The sequence below is a fragment of the Microbacterium sp. A94 genome, from assembly GCF_051842855.1.
Lineage (GTDB): Bacteria > Actinomycetota > Actinomycetes > Actinomycetales > Microbacteriaceae > Microbacterium.
The window spans coordinates 227,869-244,045 of the sequence record NZ_JBPXMU010000003.1 but is presented as its reverse complement, the minus strand read 5'-3'; the positions used below and the strand labels follow the sequence as shown (position 1 = coordinate 244,045).

The following is a 16,177-nucleotide window of genomic DNA, read 5'->3' as shown; positions in this document are numbered from 1 at the left end:
AGGTCCGGCTCGCTCGTGTCATTCGCGCTGACGACGTCGCCGCTCGCGGTAACCATGCGAACGGCTGTCAGATTGTCGCAAGTGAGACCGAATCTCCGCTGTAGAGCCCCGACGCCACCGCCGAGCGCCAGCCCGGCAAGGCCTGTGGTAGGTTCAACACCCGCCGGCACAGCAGTTCCGATTCCGTCGGTGAGAACATCTAGGTCCCTGAGCTGGGCACCACCCTCCAGGATCACACGATTGTCCTCAACGACCCTCCCCCGTCGCATAGGACTCAGATCGATGATCAGTCCGTCATCACAAGTGGACAACCCTGGATAGCTGTGGCCGCCACCACGAACGGCAATATCACGCACACCGGCATCAGCGGCGAATCGCACAGCCGCGCGGACGTCTTCCTCATCCGCACATCGCGCAATCGCCCGTGGGTACCGATCAACGTCCAGATTCCAAACAGCGCGGTGCTTGTCGTACGACTCATCGCCAGGAAGAATGACCTGTCCACGCATGCTCTCTCCCAATGCAGAGTAAGCGGTGGTAGTTGCCAAGATGTCGCTCCATTTCTTTTCTCGATTGCGGGGGGTGTGCAGAGCCCCCTCATGCCGACTGAGTTCGAAGACCCTGGTCAAGCCCGGCTCACACGCTGCTCAAACCGCTGCAGCGGCGCGAGCTGCCGCGATCAAACCGTGTCCGTTGATGTTCATGAGAAGCCCCGTAACGAAACGGGATTCGCGCGACGCCAGAAACAAGAGTGCGTCACTAATGTCGGACGGGTCGAGACGTGGCTTCGCGCGCAGGTCCTCATCCGTCAAACTCGCGTCGTAGGTGACGACCGGCGTTCGAAGGCCTTTGAAACCCTTAATCATCCCTGTAGCGACGCCACCCGGAAGCAATGCATTGACGCGAATCTGCTGAGGAGCGAGTTCCATGGCCAGGCTGCGCGTCAACCCGACCACGCCGTGTTTGGCCGCGACGTAATGCGAGTACATTGGAGCGCCTTCTACACCGTTCATCGAACTCGTGAGAATGATTGATCCGCCGCCTGCTTCGATAAGGTGTGGCACCGCTGCCTTCACTGTGTGCCACACCCCAGTGAGGCTAATGTCGATCATGTCGCGCCAGGCGTCCTCGCTGAGTTCCGTCACGCTCCCCACGGAAAGTATGCCGGCGTTAGCGCTGACAATATCAACCCGACCGAGTTCTGCCGCGCCGCGATCAAGCGCACGCGCCACCTGAGCGGCGTCTCGGACATCGGCCTTCACTACGACCGCCCTGCGGCCCAGCAGTTCAATTTGTCGAGCCAGATCCCGGAGGTCTTCCTCTGTGGGCATCGGGTACGGCACAGTTGCGACTTGATCGCAGATATCGATGGCAATGATGTCGGCGCCTTCGCTCGCCAGTTTGAGCGCGTGAGCACGCCCTTGTCCCCGCGCCGCTCCCGTCACGAAAGCGACTTTGCCCTGCACTCGTCCGTTCAACACTGAACAACTCCCTTTTAAATCATGATCGGTGCGATATAGCCTGGCGTGAGCCGGAACCGACCAGAGCCGTGAGACTAGTCCCCGATCTACCCGTAGATCTGTTATCAGATCGAGTCGCGACGCCGAGCGTCACATTCTCCCCCAAACCCTCCTCAGGGAGAGCAGTTAGCCAAAGTCGTATGCGAGCGGGGGTCGGGCGGTGGCGATGCTTGCCCGAAGTGGATAGCTCGTGCTTCTTCCTCAAATAAAGATGTGTGTAGTCTGCAGGTTATACCGCGATGCAAGCACTGTCAATTTTCGCCGAGGGAACCGGCTCAGGAAGATACGTAGGATGCCGAATGCGACGACAGAAAAGCTCGTGCTATGTGCTAGGTGCTAGGTGCCGCGTTCCACCGCACCGTCGGCAAAGCCATCCCCGCGGACCCACCCCCGTCGACGCGCAAAACATGGCCGTTGACGTAGCTGGACTGCTCGGACAACAGAAAGAGAAGACAGCTCGCGATTTCTTCGACCATCGCAGGCCTACCCATCGGCGTCAGCGCAGCAATCTGTGCCCACTCGTGCTCGCTCAACGCCGCTTTCAATCGCGGCGTCTGCACGTAGAACGGTGCGACTGCGTTCACTCTGATGGACAAAGGACCGAACTCAATTGCCGCCACCTTGACAAGATGGTGCATTGCAGCTTTTGCCGCACCGTATGCGGCTTGCCCAGCGATGCCAGTCAAACCGGCCATCGATCCGACCACGGCGATCGCTGCAGTGCCGTCCGCAACCATGATTTCAGGTGCAACGCGGAGAAGCTCAAATACGTGACGCGTCACGATATTGAATTGCCAGTCATAGGTCGAATGATCTATCTCGACGAGAGGTCCCGACCGCGCCATTCCCACGACGTCGACAACACCGTGCAGTCCGCTATCTCGGATCGAGAAGATCGCGCGCTCAAGAGAACCCGGGACGGCGACATCAGCAGAGATCGCTACTCCGCTGACTTCTTGCGCCACGGATCGCGCACGTTCACCATCTTTGTCTAGCGCAATTACAATCGCACCGGCCTGGCTCAGCGCGTGGCAGGTTGCTCGACCGATACCATCTCCGGCACCGATGACAAGCACTCGCTTCCCATCAAGTCGCCCCCGTGACAAATAGTCGTAGGGCCCGGTTTCTCGTGATAGCGCATCGTTCATATGACTCGGCTTTCTAGAACTAGGTAGCGACGTGAAGGCGAAAATCAGACTATATGTATCGTACATGCTATCCCAGTAAGGTTGCTTTGAAGGCCCTCTACGACCTGTTCGAGCACTTCGCTCAGGGCCGTACGGACGCTCTCGAGTCGAAGTGGCTGATAGGCACCGAAGAGAACGCACATGAGCGAGGAGTCGTCCACTGACGGCGCTAGCTGAAATTCCCCTGGTTCGCGGCGCTCCTGACTGATCTGAGCGGGTAACACGCCGCTGCGTGTATAGATTCCGAGCTGTCGAAGGCATCAGAATCCAGGGTCAGGAGAACGACGTGCGTGATTTATGGCGGAGTGTGCTCGGTCTCGAGAAGACGGCCTGCGACGAGATTCACGTACCCGCGCCCGCGTTGCGGTGCCCCAGACCGAAATCGCGCAAGGCGGCCCGAGTGACAATCAGGTGCAGCGCGCTCGACCGCGCCGATCAGCTCCGCGATCTCGGTCGCGTCGTAACCGAGGAACTCACCCAGCACGCGATCCGTGTCCTCGCCGAGCTTCGGTGCCGCCTTGCGGGGGTGCGGGGGCGTCAACGACAGAATCACCTACGAGCTCTCGCACGTCGAACGCCCCATCACGGTGTGCTCGCGGTCGACGAAATGCTCACGATGAGCCATCCGGGGATCTTCGTGCAGATCAGCAGCGTCCTGTACGACCGCCGCCGGCACGCTCGGCTGAAGTGCCGAGACGACCTCTTCCGCGGTGCGGCTGGAAGTCCAGTCAGCGAGGGCGGCATCCAGCTCTTCCACGTGGGCTCTACGGTGATCACCGTGAGTGAAGCGGGCCTCGCGCGCACCACCGCTCGTCGCCCTCCACTGTGATAGCCACCCACCGTGGAGCCCCCGCGCGGTCGGCGCAGCGGTAGACGCCGTGCGGTGGGTGGACGGGGCCGTTGCCGGCACGGGTCGCGACTGCCCCCGAAACCCGACGTGGCCACCAGGTCGGTGCCAAAGCCCGAGAACGACGCGCGGGGTCCGCTCTGACCGTTGATCGAGGTGGACATCATGATAAGGCGCGGGTTGATCCTGGCCAGGTCGGAATACGCCAGACGATGCCGACCGAGTACCCAGCCTCATCGTCGTCGACGATATCGGGCTGCTCGAAGTGGGCGCCGATGCCGCCGAAGGCCTCTACCGGCTCGTTGATGCGGCCTACGAGAAGCGCGTCTTCTCAGTGTCGTCGAACCTGCACCCGCCCGTGGTTTGGCAGTTGTGTGTGTGGTAAAGGAGTCGGTCAACGGTCGCGGTCGCGGTCGCGGTCGCGGTCGCGGTCGCGGGGATTCTGGGCATGAGCGCATGGGCATTCTTGACGGCCGTGACAGGCCTATAAACAGTCGATCACACACGGCAGTGAGTCAGAGTCGCTCACACTCCTGCACCGCTCCGTCGTGATCACCGTCGACGGAGGGTCCAACCGGCTCCTTCACCACGCCACCGCCGTTGAGGAACTACGCCGCGTCACCACCGGCACGAATCTGCGCTAACCTGACCACGCGACCTGGGGGCTTTCGGTGACGTGATGTCCTGAGACATAACAGGGGACTTTCGGTGAGCAGAACTGGGGAATCTCGCTGAGCGCCGTCACCACCACTTCGAGACGCTCGTGGACCGCGCCCCACGTCGTCGGCTTGAAAGACCACGTCTCCAGCGCCCCGTCCCTTCGCCTTTACGGACGCGAGGTCGCCGAGACTCACCACTCGTTGCGCCAAGGAGAAGCATCGTTCCGGATGGCGAGCCTGAACTGCTGCCGAGGCAGATGTTTCACCACGTGCACGACTCGATCCAAGCACATCTTACGATTAGCGTTCACCACCCTGGTGATGGCACGCCACTTGCACGCGATCGCTGGCGTCAGCAGCCGCAAAAGCGTCCGCGATCTCAGTCCATTTCGTGACGCGATCGACGGGGGCTAAGTGGCAGATCGCTGGTGGAAATTGGTTGCGGTTACAAGACTGAGACTATATGTAGAGTACACTTTATGCCAGAAAGCATACCCTGCCAGGTTATGCTCCGCGACGACTTAAGAGGTAAGAGAATGGCCGATTCCACGAAATCAGCAACATCCGCTTCCCCGAGCTACGTTCAACGAGATGTTGAAGACTTGGATTCTTCACTCGCTCAATTGCGTCGAATGCTACAGCACCCCTACTATCGCGATCGATTGCTCGGAGCCCTGGACGATGCCATCGAACTGGGGACCCTTCGTGTCCTTCGTGCTGTGGAAAGAGCGGACGAAGCTCTTCCCGCCGTGGGGACAATCGCTGATGCACTCGGGATTGACCCGTCGACCGCAAGCCGGATGGTCAATCGAACCGTCGAGCTCGGTCTGCTACAACGGACTCCTTCCGCGCAAGATAGAAGGCGGATGCAGTTGAAACTCACCGTTACCGGTCAGCGCTGCCTGGAGCGCGCGACATCCGAGCGACGCATTCTCCTCGGTGAACTCACTCAGCACTGGAGTGGGGACGAGCTCCACGCATTCGTCGACCTCATGAACTCAATGCTGGACAGCTTTTGGCGGCAAGTTCGGACACGACCGACTGCACTTCAACGGTAGGCGTCCACAATAGACCGCAGGCCCGCAACGCCCTGAGCTAACATTGATTCATGGGACATCGATGCCCACAGAGAATTCGGCACCGGGGAGCTGAGTATCCCGTCATCTGAAAGCAATTCCAGCTCCAGCCAGCCCCGGTAGCCCGCATCGAGAAGTTGGTGGACGAACTGCGGGGCGACAGATAGTCCCCCGCCTGGCAACACTCGGTCATACGGTCCGGCATGGAGATCGGGGACATCGCAGACCTGCGCGGCCACGATTCGATGCACGTGACGTTTCACACTGGCCTCAAACGTCACGTCGTCAAAACTGTGGTACGTGTCGACGACGATACCGATATTCTCATGTTTTAAAGAGTCCAGAAAACTGACCATCGAATCTAACGTCGGCGTAAACGAACCGCGTCTCTTCGCCATTAGTTCCACGCCCACATGTACGCCATAATCCGCCGCCACGGCACAAATATTGTCGAGAAGCCCAGCCGATAGCTGACGTAGCGGCGCAGAATCTTCGCCATGCGGATGCGTACCCAGCGCAACGAGCAAATACTGCGCGCCTAGGTCGCGGGCATAAGGAATAGCCTTGACGATCTCATTTGCTCGTTCCGAGGGCGCGCTCGGCCCAGAAAAGGCAGAACCGGCACGGGCAGTCAGGCTGAACACCTCCGGAAGAACCGAAGTAACGTGCAATCCCGCTTCCGCAATACTTTCGGATGCTTGGTCCGCAGGAACCCCCTGCCACTTCTTCATCCAAACACCGACTCCGTTTGCGCCCGCGGCAGCAGCCTGCTGGATGTCCTGCTTCCACGAATTGTAGGGAGTGCTTATCGTGGTGAACGAAATCGGATTCTTGCGCCCATTGTCAGCCAATACTTCCGCCATCATGATGACCTCGACAGACGAGAGGCAAGACTTTCACCGATTTTCTCGCCGACCATCACTGTCGTCGCTGACGGCCCCCGTGAGCTGAAGGGTGGCAGCACCGACGCATCGGCAAGGAATAAGCCGTCCACTCCCCACACCTGTCCATGCTCATCTACCACGCTGTCTAGCGGACTGGTGCCCATCCGGCAGGTTGAGCTGGCGTGCGTTGGATTGAACACATTAGACAAGATCCAATCGTTGAGAGCAGAATCATCCAGAGCAACTCGCGCAGTTAAGCCCTTCAGCGGGGGACGAGAAGACGTCACCGACGATTGTGACATCAAATCCATCGTTATCCGAACGCCCTCCCGGAGTTGCGTCAGGACACTCGCTGACCTGAACAAGTTCCAATTAACTTCCGGGCGACCCACGTCGTCTGGGCGAATCGTCACACTGCCCGATTCGGCCGAGCGCATGATTGTGAGTACAAGCGAATAATCGAGGTTGCTGTCCGCGCGATGCTGAGCCTGTGGTGACACCGGGAAGGAAGACGGCATGAGCTCCAGCAGGTCAGGGTAATCGTCTTCGCCAGAATGCAAACAAAAATGGAGCGCAGTCTCGTAACGTGGCCAACCTGTCTCCGACCGTGGCGGAGCCTCCGACGTGTACGGAATTCGCACACGGGGGTGATCCGTTAGACCGCGACCAACGGCGTTCAAGACAGCGCTCGGTCGCACATTCAGGCGGTCCAGCACCTCCTTAGGTCCGATCCCGGACGCCATAAGAAGTCTGGGCGTCCAAAACGCACCTAAACTCACGACGACTGTCGACGATGTGATACGCAGCTCCTGTCCGTTTCGAATCACGTCGACGCCGGCGACCTGCTTATTGACCAGATGCAGCTTCACCGCTGAGGTATTGCCCCACACGGTAAGTCCGGAACCAACGTTCGTACGCGGAAGGATGTATGCCAGGCCCATATTCTGCCTGATGCCGTTCACGATATTGCCGGGTAAAGGCCCGACACCTTCATCTTTGCCATCATTGATGTCGACGTGTTCGGGGAAGCCCATTTTCAAAGCGGCATTCATGAAGGCGTCCGACACTTCATGGAACTGTTCTTTGCCCACTCGGCCGACGCCGACCGGGCCGCTCGCCCCGTGTCCAGGCATTGCGCCAAACTGCAAATCTGTTTCGCTGCGCGAGTAATACGGAAGGACATCCTCGTACAACCACCCGGAAAGTCCGTCCCTGGACCATCGCGCGAAGTCAGTCTTAGTGTATCGCGCGAAGTAGGCGCCATTAATGGCGGTCGAGCCGCCCAGGTAATTACCCTGGGCGACCGAGATCTTCCGACCGTCAAAAAGCTGCCCGCCGACCGGAGCGTTGTAGCGGCTGTCGGCAGAAAGCATTGCGATGCTCGATGGATCGAGAACATCCCGCGGAATCATCTGCGCCCCGGAGGGGACGTCACCGCGTTCGATAAGCAGAGTTTTCAATCCCGCATCCGACAGCCGAGCCGCGGCCGCGCATCCTCCCGCACCAGCTCCTAAGACAATGACGTCAAAAGATGTGGGTTCCCCGTCGCTCGACAATGCGATCACTGCTTCCCGCGTCGGGGCCAAACTCCATCCAACGGGAATCCGTAGTGGTTAGTCGTAGCCGTTGCGCGCGAGGTCAGCTGAGCGGGGTGCCGATCCGAGTGGATCGGGATGACGTCCTTCACCGACCGCTTGAGCCTTGTGTCCGGGTCAGTGATGACATCGATCAGATACGTTGTGTCAGACTCCAGAGCCCTCGCATACGCGGCGCTGAGCATACTGGGGTCCTCTACCCGCTCGCCAGCGATACCGAGTGACTTGCCCAATTCAACAAAGTCTGTCCCCTTGGGGTTCTCCACCCAGGGCGTATCCATTCCCAAGAGCCGTCGCGCACCGGCTCTATTCGACACCAAGAAGCCGTTGTCGTCGATCACGAGGATAATCTTGATGCCTTCGCGACTCAGAGTGGCAAGCTCGTTAAGGTCGTAGTAAAGCCCGCCGTCGCCATGAACACACACAACTTCCCGCTCCGGCGCTGCGAGTTTGGCGCCAATAGCGATCGGGATACCAGAGCCCAGGGACTGGTAGCGCGAACCTTGCGCCTTTATGGCTGACGCGGTCTTATACTTGTAGCCTCTGTACGTCATAAAGGCATGCGAACCTGAGTCCGTGACCATGATGGCATCATCCGGCGTCAGCTCGTTAAGGACATTGATGAGGTGATGCTGACTAATCGGAACTTCAGTTCCGTCGGTCAATTCCTGGACTTGGTCTAGCCACTTCTCCTTCTCAGCCTGGGCGGAATGAACAACGTCTTCCCACCTCTCCGCAGAATAGGTGACGTCTTCGTCGAGCAAGCGCGCGAGGCCGGTTGAGAAAGCCTTCGCGTCAGACCAGACACCAATGGTCGGCTCCACAATCTTGCCGAGCTGCTCAGCCTCGATGTCAACGTGGACAATAGTTTCCGGAAGATCCAGGGTCCATGCGGCTGTTGACATTTGCGAAAGTGATGCACCCAGCACGATCCAAAGATCTGAGTCCTGAACAACCTGGTTCGCAGATGTCCAACCGAAGGAGCCGATGGGGCCGGCATACAGCGGATGATCATCGGGCAAGATCCCTCGTCCACCCCAGACAGTCGAAACGACGGGAATGCCGAGCGCGTCAACGAGTTCCACGAACTCATCGCCGGCCTGGGAAAGATGCACTCCCGCGCCGGCGACAATGCATGGTCGCTTACTCTGCTTCAAGGCCTCAAGGACGCGCGCAATCGTCTCCGCATCAGCCGCGGGCGCCGCGGGAGGTGTATAAGACATGGGCGGACAGCTCGTTTCCTCGCCGAGGACTTGATATGCAACATCAAGAAGACTCGACCCAAACCGGGGCGTGTTCGCAGCGCTGACCGCCTGACGAACAGCGAGGGGGACGTCCTCGGCGCTCGTGACACGGCTAGCATATTTTGTGAGCGGCTCCAAAGAAGCGAAGAGTTCGCGCCCGTCTTGTAGGGCTTCACGGTAATCCAGTGCCGATGCCAAATTGATAGTGACAGACAGGTAGGGAGTAGAGTCTTTTTTTGCTGCCAGCATTACGGGGCTAGCATGCAGCGCACCAACCACGTGGAAGAGCGTCGACGATGCCAAACGCCCCTTTACACGGTTGTACCCGTACGACATCCAGCCTGCACCGATCTCCGTCCGCGCGGCGATAGTAGAGATGCCTTCGTCAAGCAAAGACTTAAGGAGATAGGTGGTTCCTCCCCCCGTCACGCCGAACGTGTACTCAACTCCACAATTCTTCAGTGATTCGGCAATCGCTGCCGCACCGTCTCGCGTCTGCACGTCTTTGGTTTCCTGTGGTACGTTCTTGACTTCATTCATTTCTGTACTCCTTATGCAGCGGCATGAGCTCGACAATGCCGATAGTTTTATGCTCGGTCTTGGCTGTCAAATAACCACTCATTGGGTGAGCATCCCACCCTCCGTCAAGATGCCTATCATCGACGTTCGCAGGAGATGCTCACGTACGAGGTTTTTGTCGCTCGCCATCGTCCTCCATTCATCGAAGAGTTTCTGCCTTTGATCTTCATCCTGGAGTTGCAAGCCCTCCGCGGTTGCTGCAGTATGCGCGAGCACACCCTCGTCAACCATGTTGCGGCGCTTGGTACTATACTCTTCGAGTTTCCACGCTGAGGGACGACCAGTGATCTTCTCAGCAATACTGTGCGAAAGCCACACGGCATCATGGAGGCCCGAATTCAAGCCAAACCCACCTTTAGGATTATTCACATGGGCTGCGTCGCCGACAAGAAACACCTGTTTGTTCTGGAAGGTACTAGCCAGTCTTTGGTGCACCCTGTAGACACCTCGAACCTCGACGGATTCGATCGGTAGATCTGGTAGAACTTGAGAATAGCGAGAATGGATGTATTCATCGCTAAGCGCAAGTTCATCGGAAACGGTATCATCCAGCGGCAGGCTCATCCGCCAGAGATCAGGGATTCTTATGATGTGAGCAGAGTTCTGTCCATCCGAGACATAGCTGATGTTCGCAAGGTCGGGAATCTCTTCTCGGAGATCATGCTGCGTACCCATTACTAGGATCCGTTGGGGATACGTGTACCCCTCGAACTGAATGTTCTGTGTCTTACGAACAACGGATGAGGCTCCATCCGCGCCGACAACGTACCGCCCACGGTACGTTGTTAACCGTGAGTCGGATGCTGCAGATTCGGCCTGTGCCCAGGCCATGCCATCCCGTTGATCGACATCAACGACAGTCGCTCCAAACTCGATCGAGCAATTCGTGGTCTTTGAAATCTCGCTACGCAACCATTGCGAGAGCTTGTACTGCTCACAATGGAGCCGAAACGGGAAACTCGTCGCGTCCGCGATCACGGCGTGGTCCAACTCGGCAACGACTCCCTCCCCCCAACCGCGGTACTGCATCACTGGTGACTTAATCCCCATATCCAGCAGCGCCTCGGTTATTCCAGTGCCCTCAAGAAGCTGCAATGTCGCGGCATGAAACGTCGAAGCTCTGTAGTCCTTTTTATGATCCGGCTCTCGCTCCAGTATGTAGCTTGACACACCAAACTTTGAGAGCAACAGCCCCAAGGACATGCCGACCGGACCAGCGCCCACAATCACGACGTCACGATCAAATTCCATGTTTAGTTCCTTCTCGCAAAACGGCGACGTACGGAGTCAAAGCTCGCATTGACGTTGTTCTTTTCAGATTGACCACGCATGGTTAGACGAGACGCCCGCCCGCCGGCGCGAACCACGGTCGCGAGCCCACCGGAAGAGACAACTTTCCGACGCCAGCAACTTCCATCGTTAGCTGGTTTCCTGGGACGATGGGCCCTACACCGCCCGGCGTACCAGTCGCCACGAGATCGCCCGACTGTACGGATGCCACGCGCGTAATAAACGACGTTAGTTCCGGAATACCGACGATGAGGTCTTTCGTATTTGCGTGTTGCCTGAGTTGGTCATCGACCCACAGCCGAACGTCAAGATTTCCGGGATCGGGAATCTCATCGGAAGTCACGATCACGGGGCCAACCGGAGTGAATGTTCCAAAAGACTTTCGCAACGACCGATCCAGTGTATGGGTCAGTGTGTTTCGAAGCGTTATATCGAGAATGCACGTGTATCCAAAGACCGCATCTCGCCAATCAGCAGGAGCAACAGGTGCCTTGGTCGTGCGCAACACAAGACCCAGTTCCGGCTCGTGGTGAAATGCTCGATCCTCGATCTGCGGCAGCAAGATCGTGTCCGACTGTCCGATCACCGAACTACTTGATTTCAAGAAGAATCCTAGGTCATCGACAGTTCGTCGGACATCTTCAGTTCGTAAACGCCCAGTCGCGACCGTTTCGTCCACATGATCCTCGTAGTTCATTGGTGCCGCGAATACGTTAGTCGGCCTGGGGACGGGTGAACGTAAGTAGACCTCCTCCAACGAGGAACCCGCAGTCTCTGTGTTCTCTATGTCTCGAGCTTGGTCACCGACTTCCTCAAAGTTCTCGATGAGCCAGTTCATGCCCCAGGGTGTAAACCTCACACTGTCCGGGAGGACCGAGGAAAGATCGACAATCCCGCCAGTGGTCACCGCACCGATGCGGTAGTCGGCATAACTGACTAACTTCATACTTTGATCCCATCCGTCGGGTCGGTCGCAGCGTCGACCGTCGCAATACATACACTATACGCGTGCTGCATACATATATCCAATTGGCGCCACCCCTCGCCAGAACCACGCGTGTAGAGGCGTGCGGTGCTACACCCGGCCCGTTGCAGCGCAACGCGATCCAGGTCCGCGAAGCCAGCAACGAGCACGAGCAGCGAACGGGGTTCTGCGAGATCGATCTGGGCCTGGACGTTCAGTGGGCGCTCGCGGCGATCCACGCGATTTACGACCTCGGCGGCATCCTCACCGACGAGAAACGAAGTCGCCTAGACGCCATCTTCGAAGCGACCAACCTGGCCGGGCTCACCCGCCGCATGACCGGCATTCAGACCCAACTCATCCGCATCGACGTAGCCGAAACCGACGCGCTCAAGCAAGAAGACTCGCGAAGAAAAGCAGTCGAGGCAAGCGATAGCGTTTCATCAACATCTTTACCCGGGTGCTACGGTCGAATAGGATCGGTGAGTTTGCTCGCAAGTTTCGATGACGGTGCTTGTGAATCCAAAAGCCGCGCGTCAGATAGTCGCGGCAATGTCCGACAAAGATTTCACGACGTATCGGAGGTTCAACATGAGCACAGCGATGGAGCTAGCTGGAAAGGTGATCGTAATCACCGGTGCTGGACAAGGTATCGGAGCCGCCTGCGCGCGGTTGTTTTCCAGCAGTGGAGCCGCGATTGTGATCAATGATGTAAGCGACGAGCGCGCCGGAGAGGTTGTTGACGAGATCGTGCGCGCGGGCGGGGAAGCAATCGCCGCCGTTTCGGATATCTCCGATGCCGCAAATGCCGCGAAGCTCATTGACCGAGCGGTCCATTCCTACGGCCACATCGATGGCCTGCTCAATAATGCAGGGATTTATACCCCGGCATCACTTACCGAAATGAAAGTATCTGAACTCGAGAAGACGTTCCAAGTAAACGTTTTTGGGGCATCGTACTGCGCGCAACGGGCTGCGCACTACATGTCAGACCGACGGACAGGATCGATTGTGAACGTTGTTTCGGGTGCACACCTAGGACAAGCCGATATGGGTGCGTATGGGGCGAGCAAAGCCGCCCTCGTCTCGCTAACCCGTACCTGGGCCATGGAATTGTTCAAGTATGGAGTTCGAGTCAACGCAATGTCGCCGCGCGCACAAACCGCGATGTCTGTTATTCATACCGACTTCGTTCGTGGCCTAGGAAACCAGCCGGCTTCAGCCGGCACGCCCCGCTTCACGCCCGAATCTTGCGCTCCTGTGGCAGGCTATCTCATGTCTGATCGTAGCTCGAACCTAAACGGTCAGGTAGTTCGGATCGATGGAGACGACCTGTCTCTCATGATGCATCCGACCCTCTTGGCACCGGAGCCTTCTTCGTCAGATGAATGGACGTACGACGCGGTCGTAAAGGCTTTCGACGAGACATTTTTGAATCAGCAGGCCGTGCTTGGCATGACTGCGATCAACGCTTCCCGCCGTGGCAGAACGAGACCAGCTGGCGAGTAATGACTCAATGAAGCGCCCTGAGTTTGTTGGAGACTCCTGATCTTGGAAACGAGAATGGAATCATGGTGTTGAATCAGGGATCTGGGAAGCCGACGACGCGTCGGTATTCGCCGGAGGAGAAGTCTGCAGCAGTCCGGATGGTGCGAACGCTGCGCGCCGAGCTGGGGACCGAGCATGGGACAGTCCATCGCGTCGCGACACAACTCGGTTACGGGGTCGAGTCGGTGCGGATGTGGGTCAAGCAAGCCGATGTCGACGACGGGAACGTCGCCGGGGTGACGACCGCGGAGACGCGTCGGGTGCGGGAGCTTGAGCAGGAGGTCCAGGAGCTGCGTCGGGCCAATGAGATCTTGAAGAGGGCTGCGAGTTTCTTCGGGGCGGAGCTCGACCGCCAACACCGGAAGTAATCGCTTTCATCGACGCGAACAAGAACGACGTCGTCGAGGGTCGCCCGCTCGGAGTCGAGCCCATCTGCAGTCTTTTGCAGGTGGCTCCGAGTACCTACTACGCCGCGAAAGACCGTGCCCCCGTCAGCGCGGGCTGTCAGCGACGCGGCCCTCACTCCGACGCTGGTCAGGCTCTGGCAGGACAACTACTGCGTCGATGGGGTCCGCAAGCTCTGGAAGACCGCCCGTCGTGCCGGCATAGGCATCGGCCGGGATCAGACCGGCCGGCTTATGCGTGCTGCGGGCATCGAGGGCGCGATGTCAACGTCGGCCGAATATTTGACCCCTTATCGTCGTTGAATATTGACCCCCTCGGGGTCGGTTTTGTTACTTGCCCGCGCCTGTCGCGGGGGTCTTGAGGAGCTCGCGTCGGGCTCTCGTGCGGTAAGAGTCCCCGCTGAGGGTGAGGACTTCCGCGTGGTGGACGAGGCGGTCGATCATTGCTGCGGCGACGATGTCGTCGGAGAAGATCTCGCCCCAACGTCCGAAGGGCATGTTGCTGGTGAGCACGATCGAGCCTTGTTCGTAACGGGACGCGATGAGTTGGAAGAACAGGTTCGCGGCGTCGGCATCGAAGGGCAGGTAGCCGACTTCATCGATGATCAGTAGCAGGTAGCGGCGCAAGCGTTTCAGCTCGTGCTGTAGCCGTCCGGCCGTGTGCGCGGTCTGTAGCCGGGTGGCCCAGCCTGTCGCGGTGTCGAAAAGGACCGGGAAGCCGGCGTGAGCGGCTTTGATGCCCAACCCGATCGCGAGGTGTGTTTTTCCGACCCCGGGCGGGCCGAGGAGGATCACGTTCTCTGCCTTCGGGATGAACGTCGTGGTCGCCAGGTGAGCGAGGACGTCGCGGCGCAGCGACGGCTGGTGATCAACGTTGAAGTCGTCCAGGGTCTTCACCGCAGGGAAGTGAGCGCCGGCGATGCGCAGGCTGGTGCCGTTGACTTCGCGATCCGCGACCTGTCGTTGCAGGACCGCGGTGAGGTATTCCTCGTGCGACCATCCCTCCTCACGTGCTTGCGTGCCCAGAGCCTCCCAGACGCGTCCGATCGTGGGGGTCTTCAACGCTCGGGCGAGGTAGCCCATCGTCCCAGCGGTCTCACTGCCGGGCGCGTTCACAGCACTTCTCCGGTGCGGGGATCGACGGGGAAGTCGACGCCGAACAATTCGTCGTACTCGGGCAACTCCCGAAACATCACGCCTCCGCCCAGAGCGCTCGCGCGGGGTTGACGTTCCCGGTCACGTTTCGCGGCTCTGAACGTGGAGCGCAGCCCTCGCGCGATCTCGACATGACCGGGATCGATGATCGTCGCGTGCTTCGCTCAACAGCGTTCATGATCAGCGGCCGTGCGCCCGTCGCAGATCACGATCACGCGGGTCAGGGTGGCTGTCACGTCCACCAGGCGTCCGATCATCCGCGGGTCAACGGAATAGTCGTTGCCGTCGACACGGACGTAGTAGTCCCGCGCCAACCGGACCCGGGTCTGCAGCCCCGTCGCTGCCGGGACTGGTGGCAGCATCGTCATCGCGGCCAGATCCTGCCCCAGGACATCGATGGGGCGTGCGCCGAGGGATCGGATCGTGCGGCTGTTCGCCTTCGGCAGCCACTCGCCCGGCTGGCTGTTGAAGCTGCCCGGTGACGCGAACGCCCGCCCCGGCAGGAACGACGTCTCCAGGAACCCGTTGTTGCGTTCCGTCATCCCCTTAAACTCCGGATCCCGCGCAGGAGCAAGCATGATCCTCGTCGCAAGGCTCCCCGCGAACGCGGCCGCTGCCTGCGTGACCGTGCCCTTCCCACCAATGGCAGCCTCCCGATCCCAGACGAGCGTCTTCGACACCATGCCGACACCGGCGATCAGCTGCCACATGCCCGCGAGAATGTCACCCGCCTGCCGCGACGGGATCATGACCGCCGACAGAAACTTCGAAAACGTCAACGTCATCACCAACACCGGCAGCATTAACGCCTGCGCATGCCCGACAGGGATCCGCGGCTCCGGGAACCACAAGTCCATCTGCGCGCTCTCGCCCGGCCGGTGCACGAGCCGATCCGCGGGATCCACCCCGGCATACTCCGGCCGGATCATCCGGATTCGGTCCTTCAAGATCGTGAGCGAGTGCTCCCACCCGATCCGTTCCGCGATCACCGTCGCGGGCATCCGTGCGTCCACCACCAACAGCTTGCGGATCTCGGGCTCGGCCGCATCGACCAGCGACCCCTTCCCGGCCCGCTGATACGACGGCGGCGCCTCTGACGCCAACGCCGACCTCACCGTATTTCTCGCCACGCCCAAACGACGCACGATCTCTTTGATCGGCACGCCCTCCGCCCGATGCAACCGCCTGATCTCTGCCCACTGCTCCAAATTGATCACCCTTCAAG

Annotated in this window: 12 protein-coding genes, 4 pseudogenes and 1 other annotated feature; of the genes and pseudogenes, 4 read left to right on the top strand and 12 right to left on the bottom strand. The window is 59.2% G+C overall.

The annotated features are described in order from the left end of the window. Positions 1–35 precede the first annotated feature (35 nt). From ACSU1L_RS10675 to ACSU1L_RS10655, 5 genes and pseudogenes are all read right to left on the bottom strand, one after another. Positions 36–509, bottom strand: a pseudogene (locus ACSU1L_RS10675) (FAD-binding oxidoreductase); the annotation flags it as partial. A gap of 138 nt (positions 510–647) precedes the next feature. Continuing rightward, positions 648–1,481 (bottom strand): mycofactocin-coupled SDR family oxidoreductase, encoded by an 834-nt coding sequence (locus tag ACSU1L_RS10670; protein WP_439255766.1) that lies wholly within the window; start codon positions 1,479–1,481, stop codon positions 648–650. A gap of 368 nt (positions 1,482–1,849) precedes the next feature. After that, on the bottom strand, positions 1,850–2,668 hold the full coding sequence (locus tag ACSU1L_RS10665; protein ID WP_439255765.1) for an SDR family NAD(P)-dependent oxidoreductase: 819 nt from the start codon (positions 2,666–2,668) through the stop codon (positions 1,850–1,852). 592 nt (positions 2,669–3,260) lie between these two features. Then, complete coding sequence (locus ACSU1L_RS10660; RefSeq protein WP_439255764.1) at positions 3,261–3,617, bottom strand: CoA transferase; 357 nt, start codon at positions 3,615–3,617, stop codon at positions 3,261–3,263. 29 nt (positions 3,618–3,646) lie between these two features. Further along, positions 3,647–3,766, bottom strand: a pseudogene (locus ACSU1L_RS10655) (CoA transferase); the annotation flags it as partial. A gap of 926 nt (positions 3,767–4,692) precedes the next feature. Between ACSU1L_RS10655 and ACSU1L_RS10650 the strand changes: the two are divergent. Continuing rightward, entirely contained in the window at positions 4,693–5,271 is a 579-nt protein-coding gene (locus tag ACSU1L_RS10650) for a MarR family winged helix-turn-helix transcriptional regulator (protein WP_439255763.1), read from the top strand. On the opposite strand, the gene ACSU1L_RS10645 is transcribed toward ACSU1L_RS10650, so the two are convergent. The 5 genes from ACSU1L_RS10645 to ACSU1L_RS10625 form a co-directional block, all read right to left on the bottom strand. Next, entirely contained in the window at positions 5,262–6,155 is an 894-nt protein-coding gene (locus ACSU1L_RS10645) for a sugar phosphate isomerase/epimerase family protein (protein ID WP_439255762.1), read from the bottom strand. The genes ACSU1L_RS10650 and ACSU1L_RS10645 overlap by 10 nt on opposite strands. Next, positions 6,152–7,738: a GMC family oxidoreductase gene (locus ACSU1L_RS10640; RefSeq protein WP_439255761.1), complete on the bottom strand. Its 1,587-nt coding sequence runs from the start codon at positions 7,736–7,738 to the stop codon at positions 6,152–6,154. Before ACSU1L_RS10640 ends, ACSU1L_RS10645 begins: the two co-directional genes overlap by 4 nt. Next, the gene (locus ACSU1L_RS10635) at positions 7,735–9,552 is read right to left on the bottom strand and encodes a thiamine pyrophosphate-binding protein (RefSeq protein WP_439255760.1); all 1,818 of its coding nucleotides are present in this window, start codon (positions 9,550–9,552) and stop codon (positions 7,735–7,737) included. Before ACSU1L_RS10635 ends, ACSU1L_RS10640 begins: the two co-directional genes overlap by 4 nt. Positions 9,553–9,630: 78 nt before the next feature. Next, positions 9,631–10,842, bottom strand: coding sequence for an FAD-dependent oxidoreductase (locus tag ACSU1L_RS10630; protein ID WP_439255759.1), 1,212 nt, complete (start codon positions 10,840–10,842; stop codon positions 9,631–9,633). 82 nt (positions 10,843–10,924) lie between these two features. Beyond that, positions 10,925–11,827: a fumarylacetoacetate hydrolase family protein gene (locus ACSU1L_RS10625; RefSeq protein ID WP_439255758.1), complete on the bottom strand. Its 903-nt coding sequence runs from the start codon at positions 11,825–11,827 to the stop codon at positions 10,925–10,927. A gap of 62 nt (positions 11,828–11,889) precedes the next feature. Here ACSU1L_RS10625 and ACSU1L_RS10620 point away from each other — a divergent pair, with 62 nt between their 5' ends. From ACSU1L_RS10620 to ACSU1L_RS10610, 3 genes and pseudogenes are all read left to right on the top strand, one after another. After that, entirely contained in the window at positions 11,890–12,555 is a 666-nt protein-coding gene (locus ACSU1L_RS10620) for a hypothetical protein (protein WP_439255757.1), read from the top strand. Continuing rightward, positions 12,467–13,354 carry an SDR family NAD(P)-dependent oxidoreductase gene (locus tag ACSU1L_RS10615; RefSeq protein WP_439255756.1) on the top strand — a complete coding sequence of 296 codons (888 nt, stop codon included), beginning with the start codon at positions 12,467–12,469 and terminating at the stop codon, positions 13,352–13,354. Before ACSU1L_RS10620 ends, ACSU1L_RS10615 begins: the two co-directional genes overlap by 89 nt. Positions 13,355–13,416: 62 nt before the next feature. Further along, positions 13,417–14,058, top strand: a pseudogene (locus ACSU1L_RS10610) (transposase); the annotation flags it as partial. Next, positions 13,716–13,850 (top strand) — a sequence feature (AL1L pseudoknot). It overlaps the preceding pseudogene by 135 nt. Positions 14,059–14,127: 69 nt before the next feature. Here ACSU1L_RS10610 and istB read toward each other — a convergent pair. Then, a complete protein-coding gene (gene istB, locus ACSU1L_RS10605; protein ID WP_439255755.1) occupies positions 14,128–14,913 on the bottom strand; it encodes an IS21-like element helper ATPase IstB in 786 nt (261 codons plus the stop codon). Continuing rightward, positions 14,910–16,169: pseudogene (gene istA / locus ACSU1L_RS10600) on the bottom strand (IS21 family transposase). Before istA ends, istB begins: the two are co-directional and overlap by 4 nt. Between the last annotated feature and the right edge of the window lie 8 nt (positions 16,170–16,177).

Excerpts from the sequence above, each read along its gene's own strand:
- ACSU1L_RS10635 (WP_439255760.1), bottom strand. The coding sequence starts at position 9,552 with ATGAATGAAGTCAAGAACGTACCACAGGAAACCAAAGACGTGCAGACG.
- ACSU1L_RS10665 (WP_439255765.1), bottom strand. The coding sequence starts at position 2,668 with ATGAACGATGCGCTATCACGAGAAACCGGGCCCTACGACTATTTGTCA.
- ACSU1L_RS10645 (WP_439255762.1), bottom strand. The coding sequence starts at position 6,155 with ATGATGGCGGAAGTATTGGCTGACAATGGGCGCAAGAATCCGATTTCG.
- ACSU1L_RS10625 (WP_439255758.1), bottom strand. The coding sequence starts at position 11,827 with ATGAAGTTAGTCAGTTATGCCGACTACCGCATCGGTGCGGTGACCACT.
- ACSU1L_RS10650 (WP_439255763.1), top strand. The coding sequence starts at position 4,693 with ATGCCAGAAAGCATACCCTGCCAGGTTATGCTCCGCGACGACTTAAGA.
- ACSU1L_RS10630 (WP_439255759.1), bottom strand. The coding sequence starts at position 10,842 with ATGGAATTTGATCGTGACGTCGTGATTGTGGGCGCTGGTCCGGTCGGC.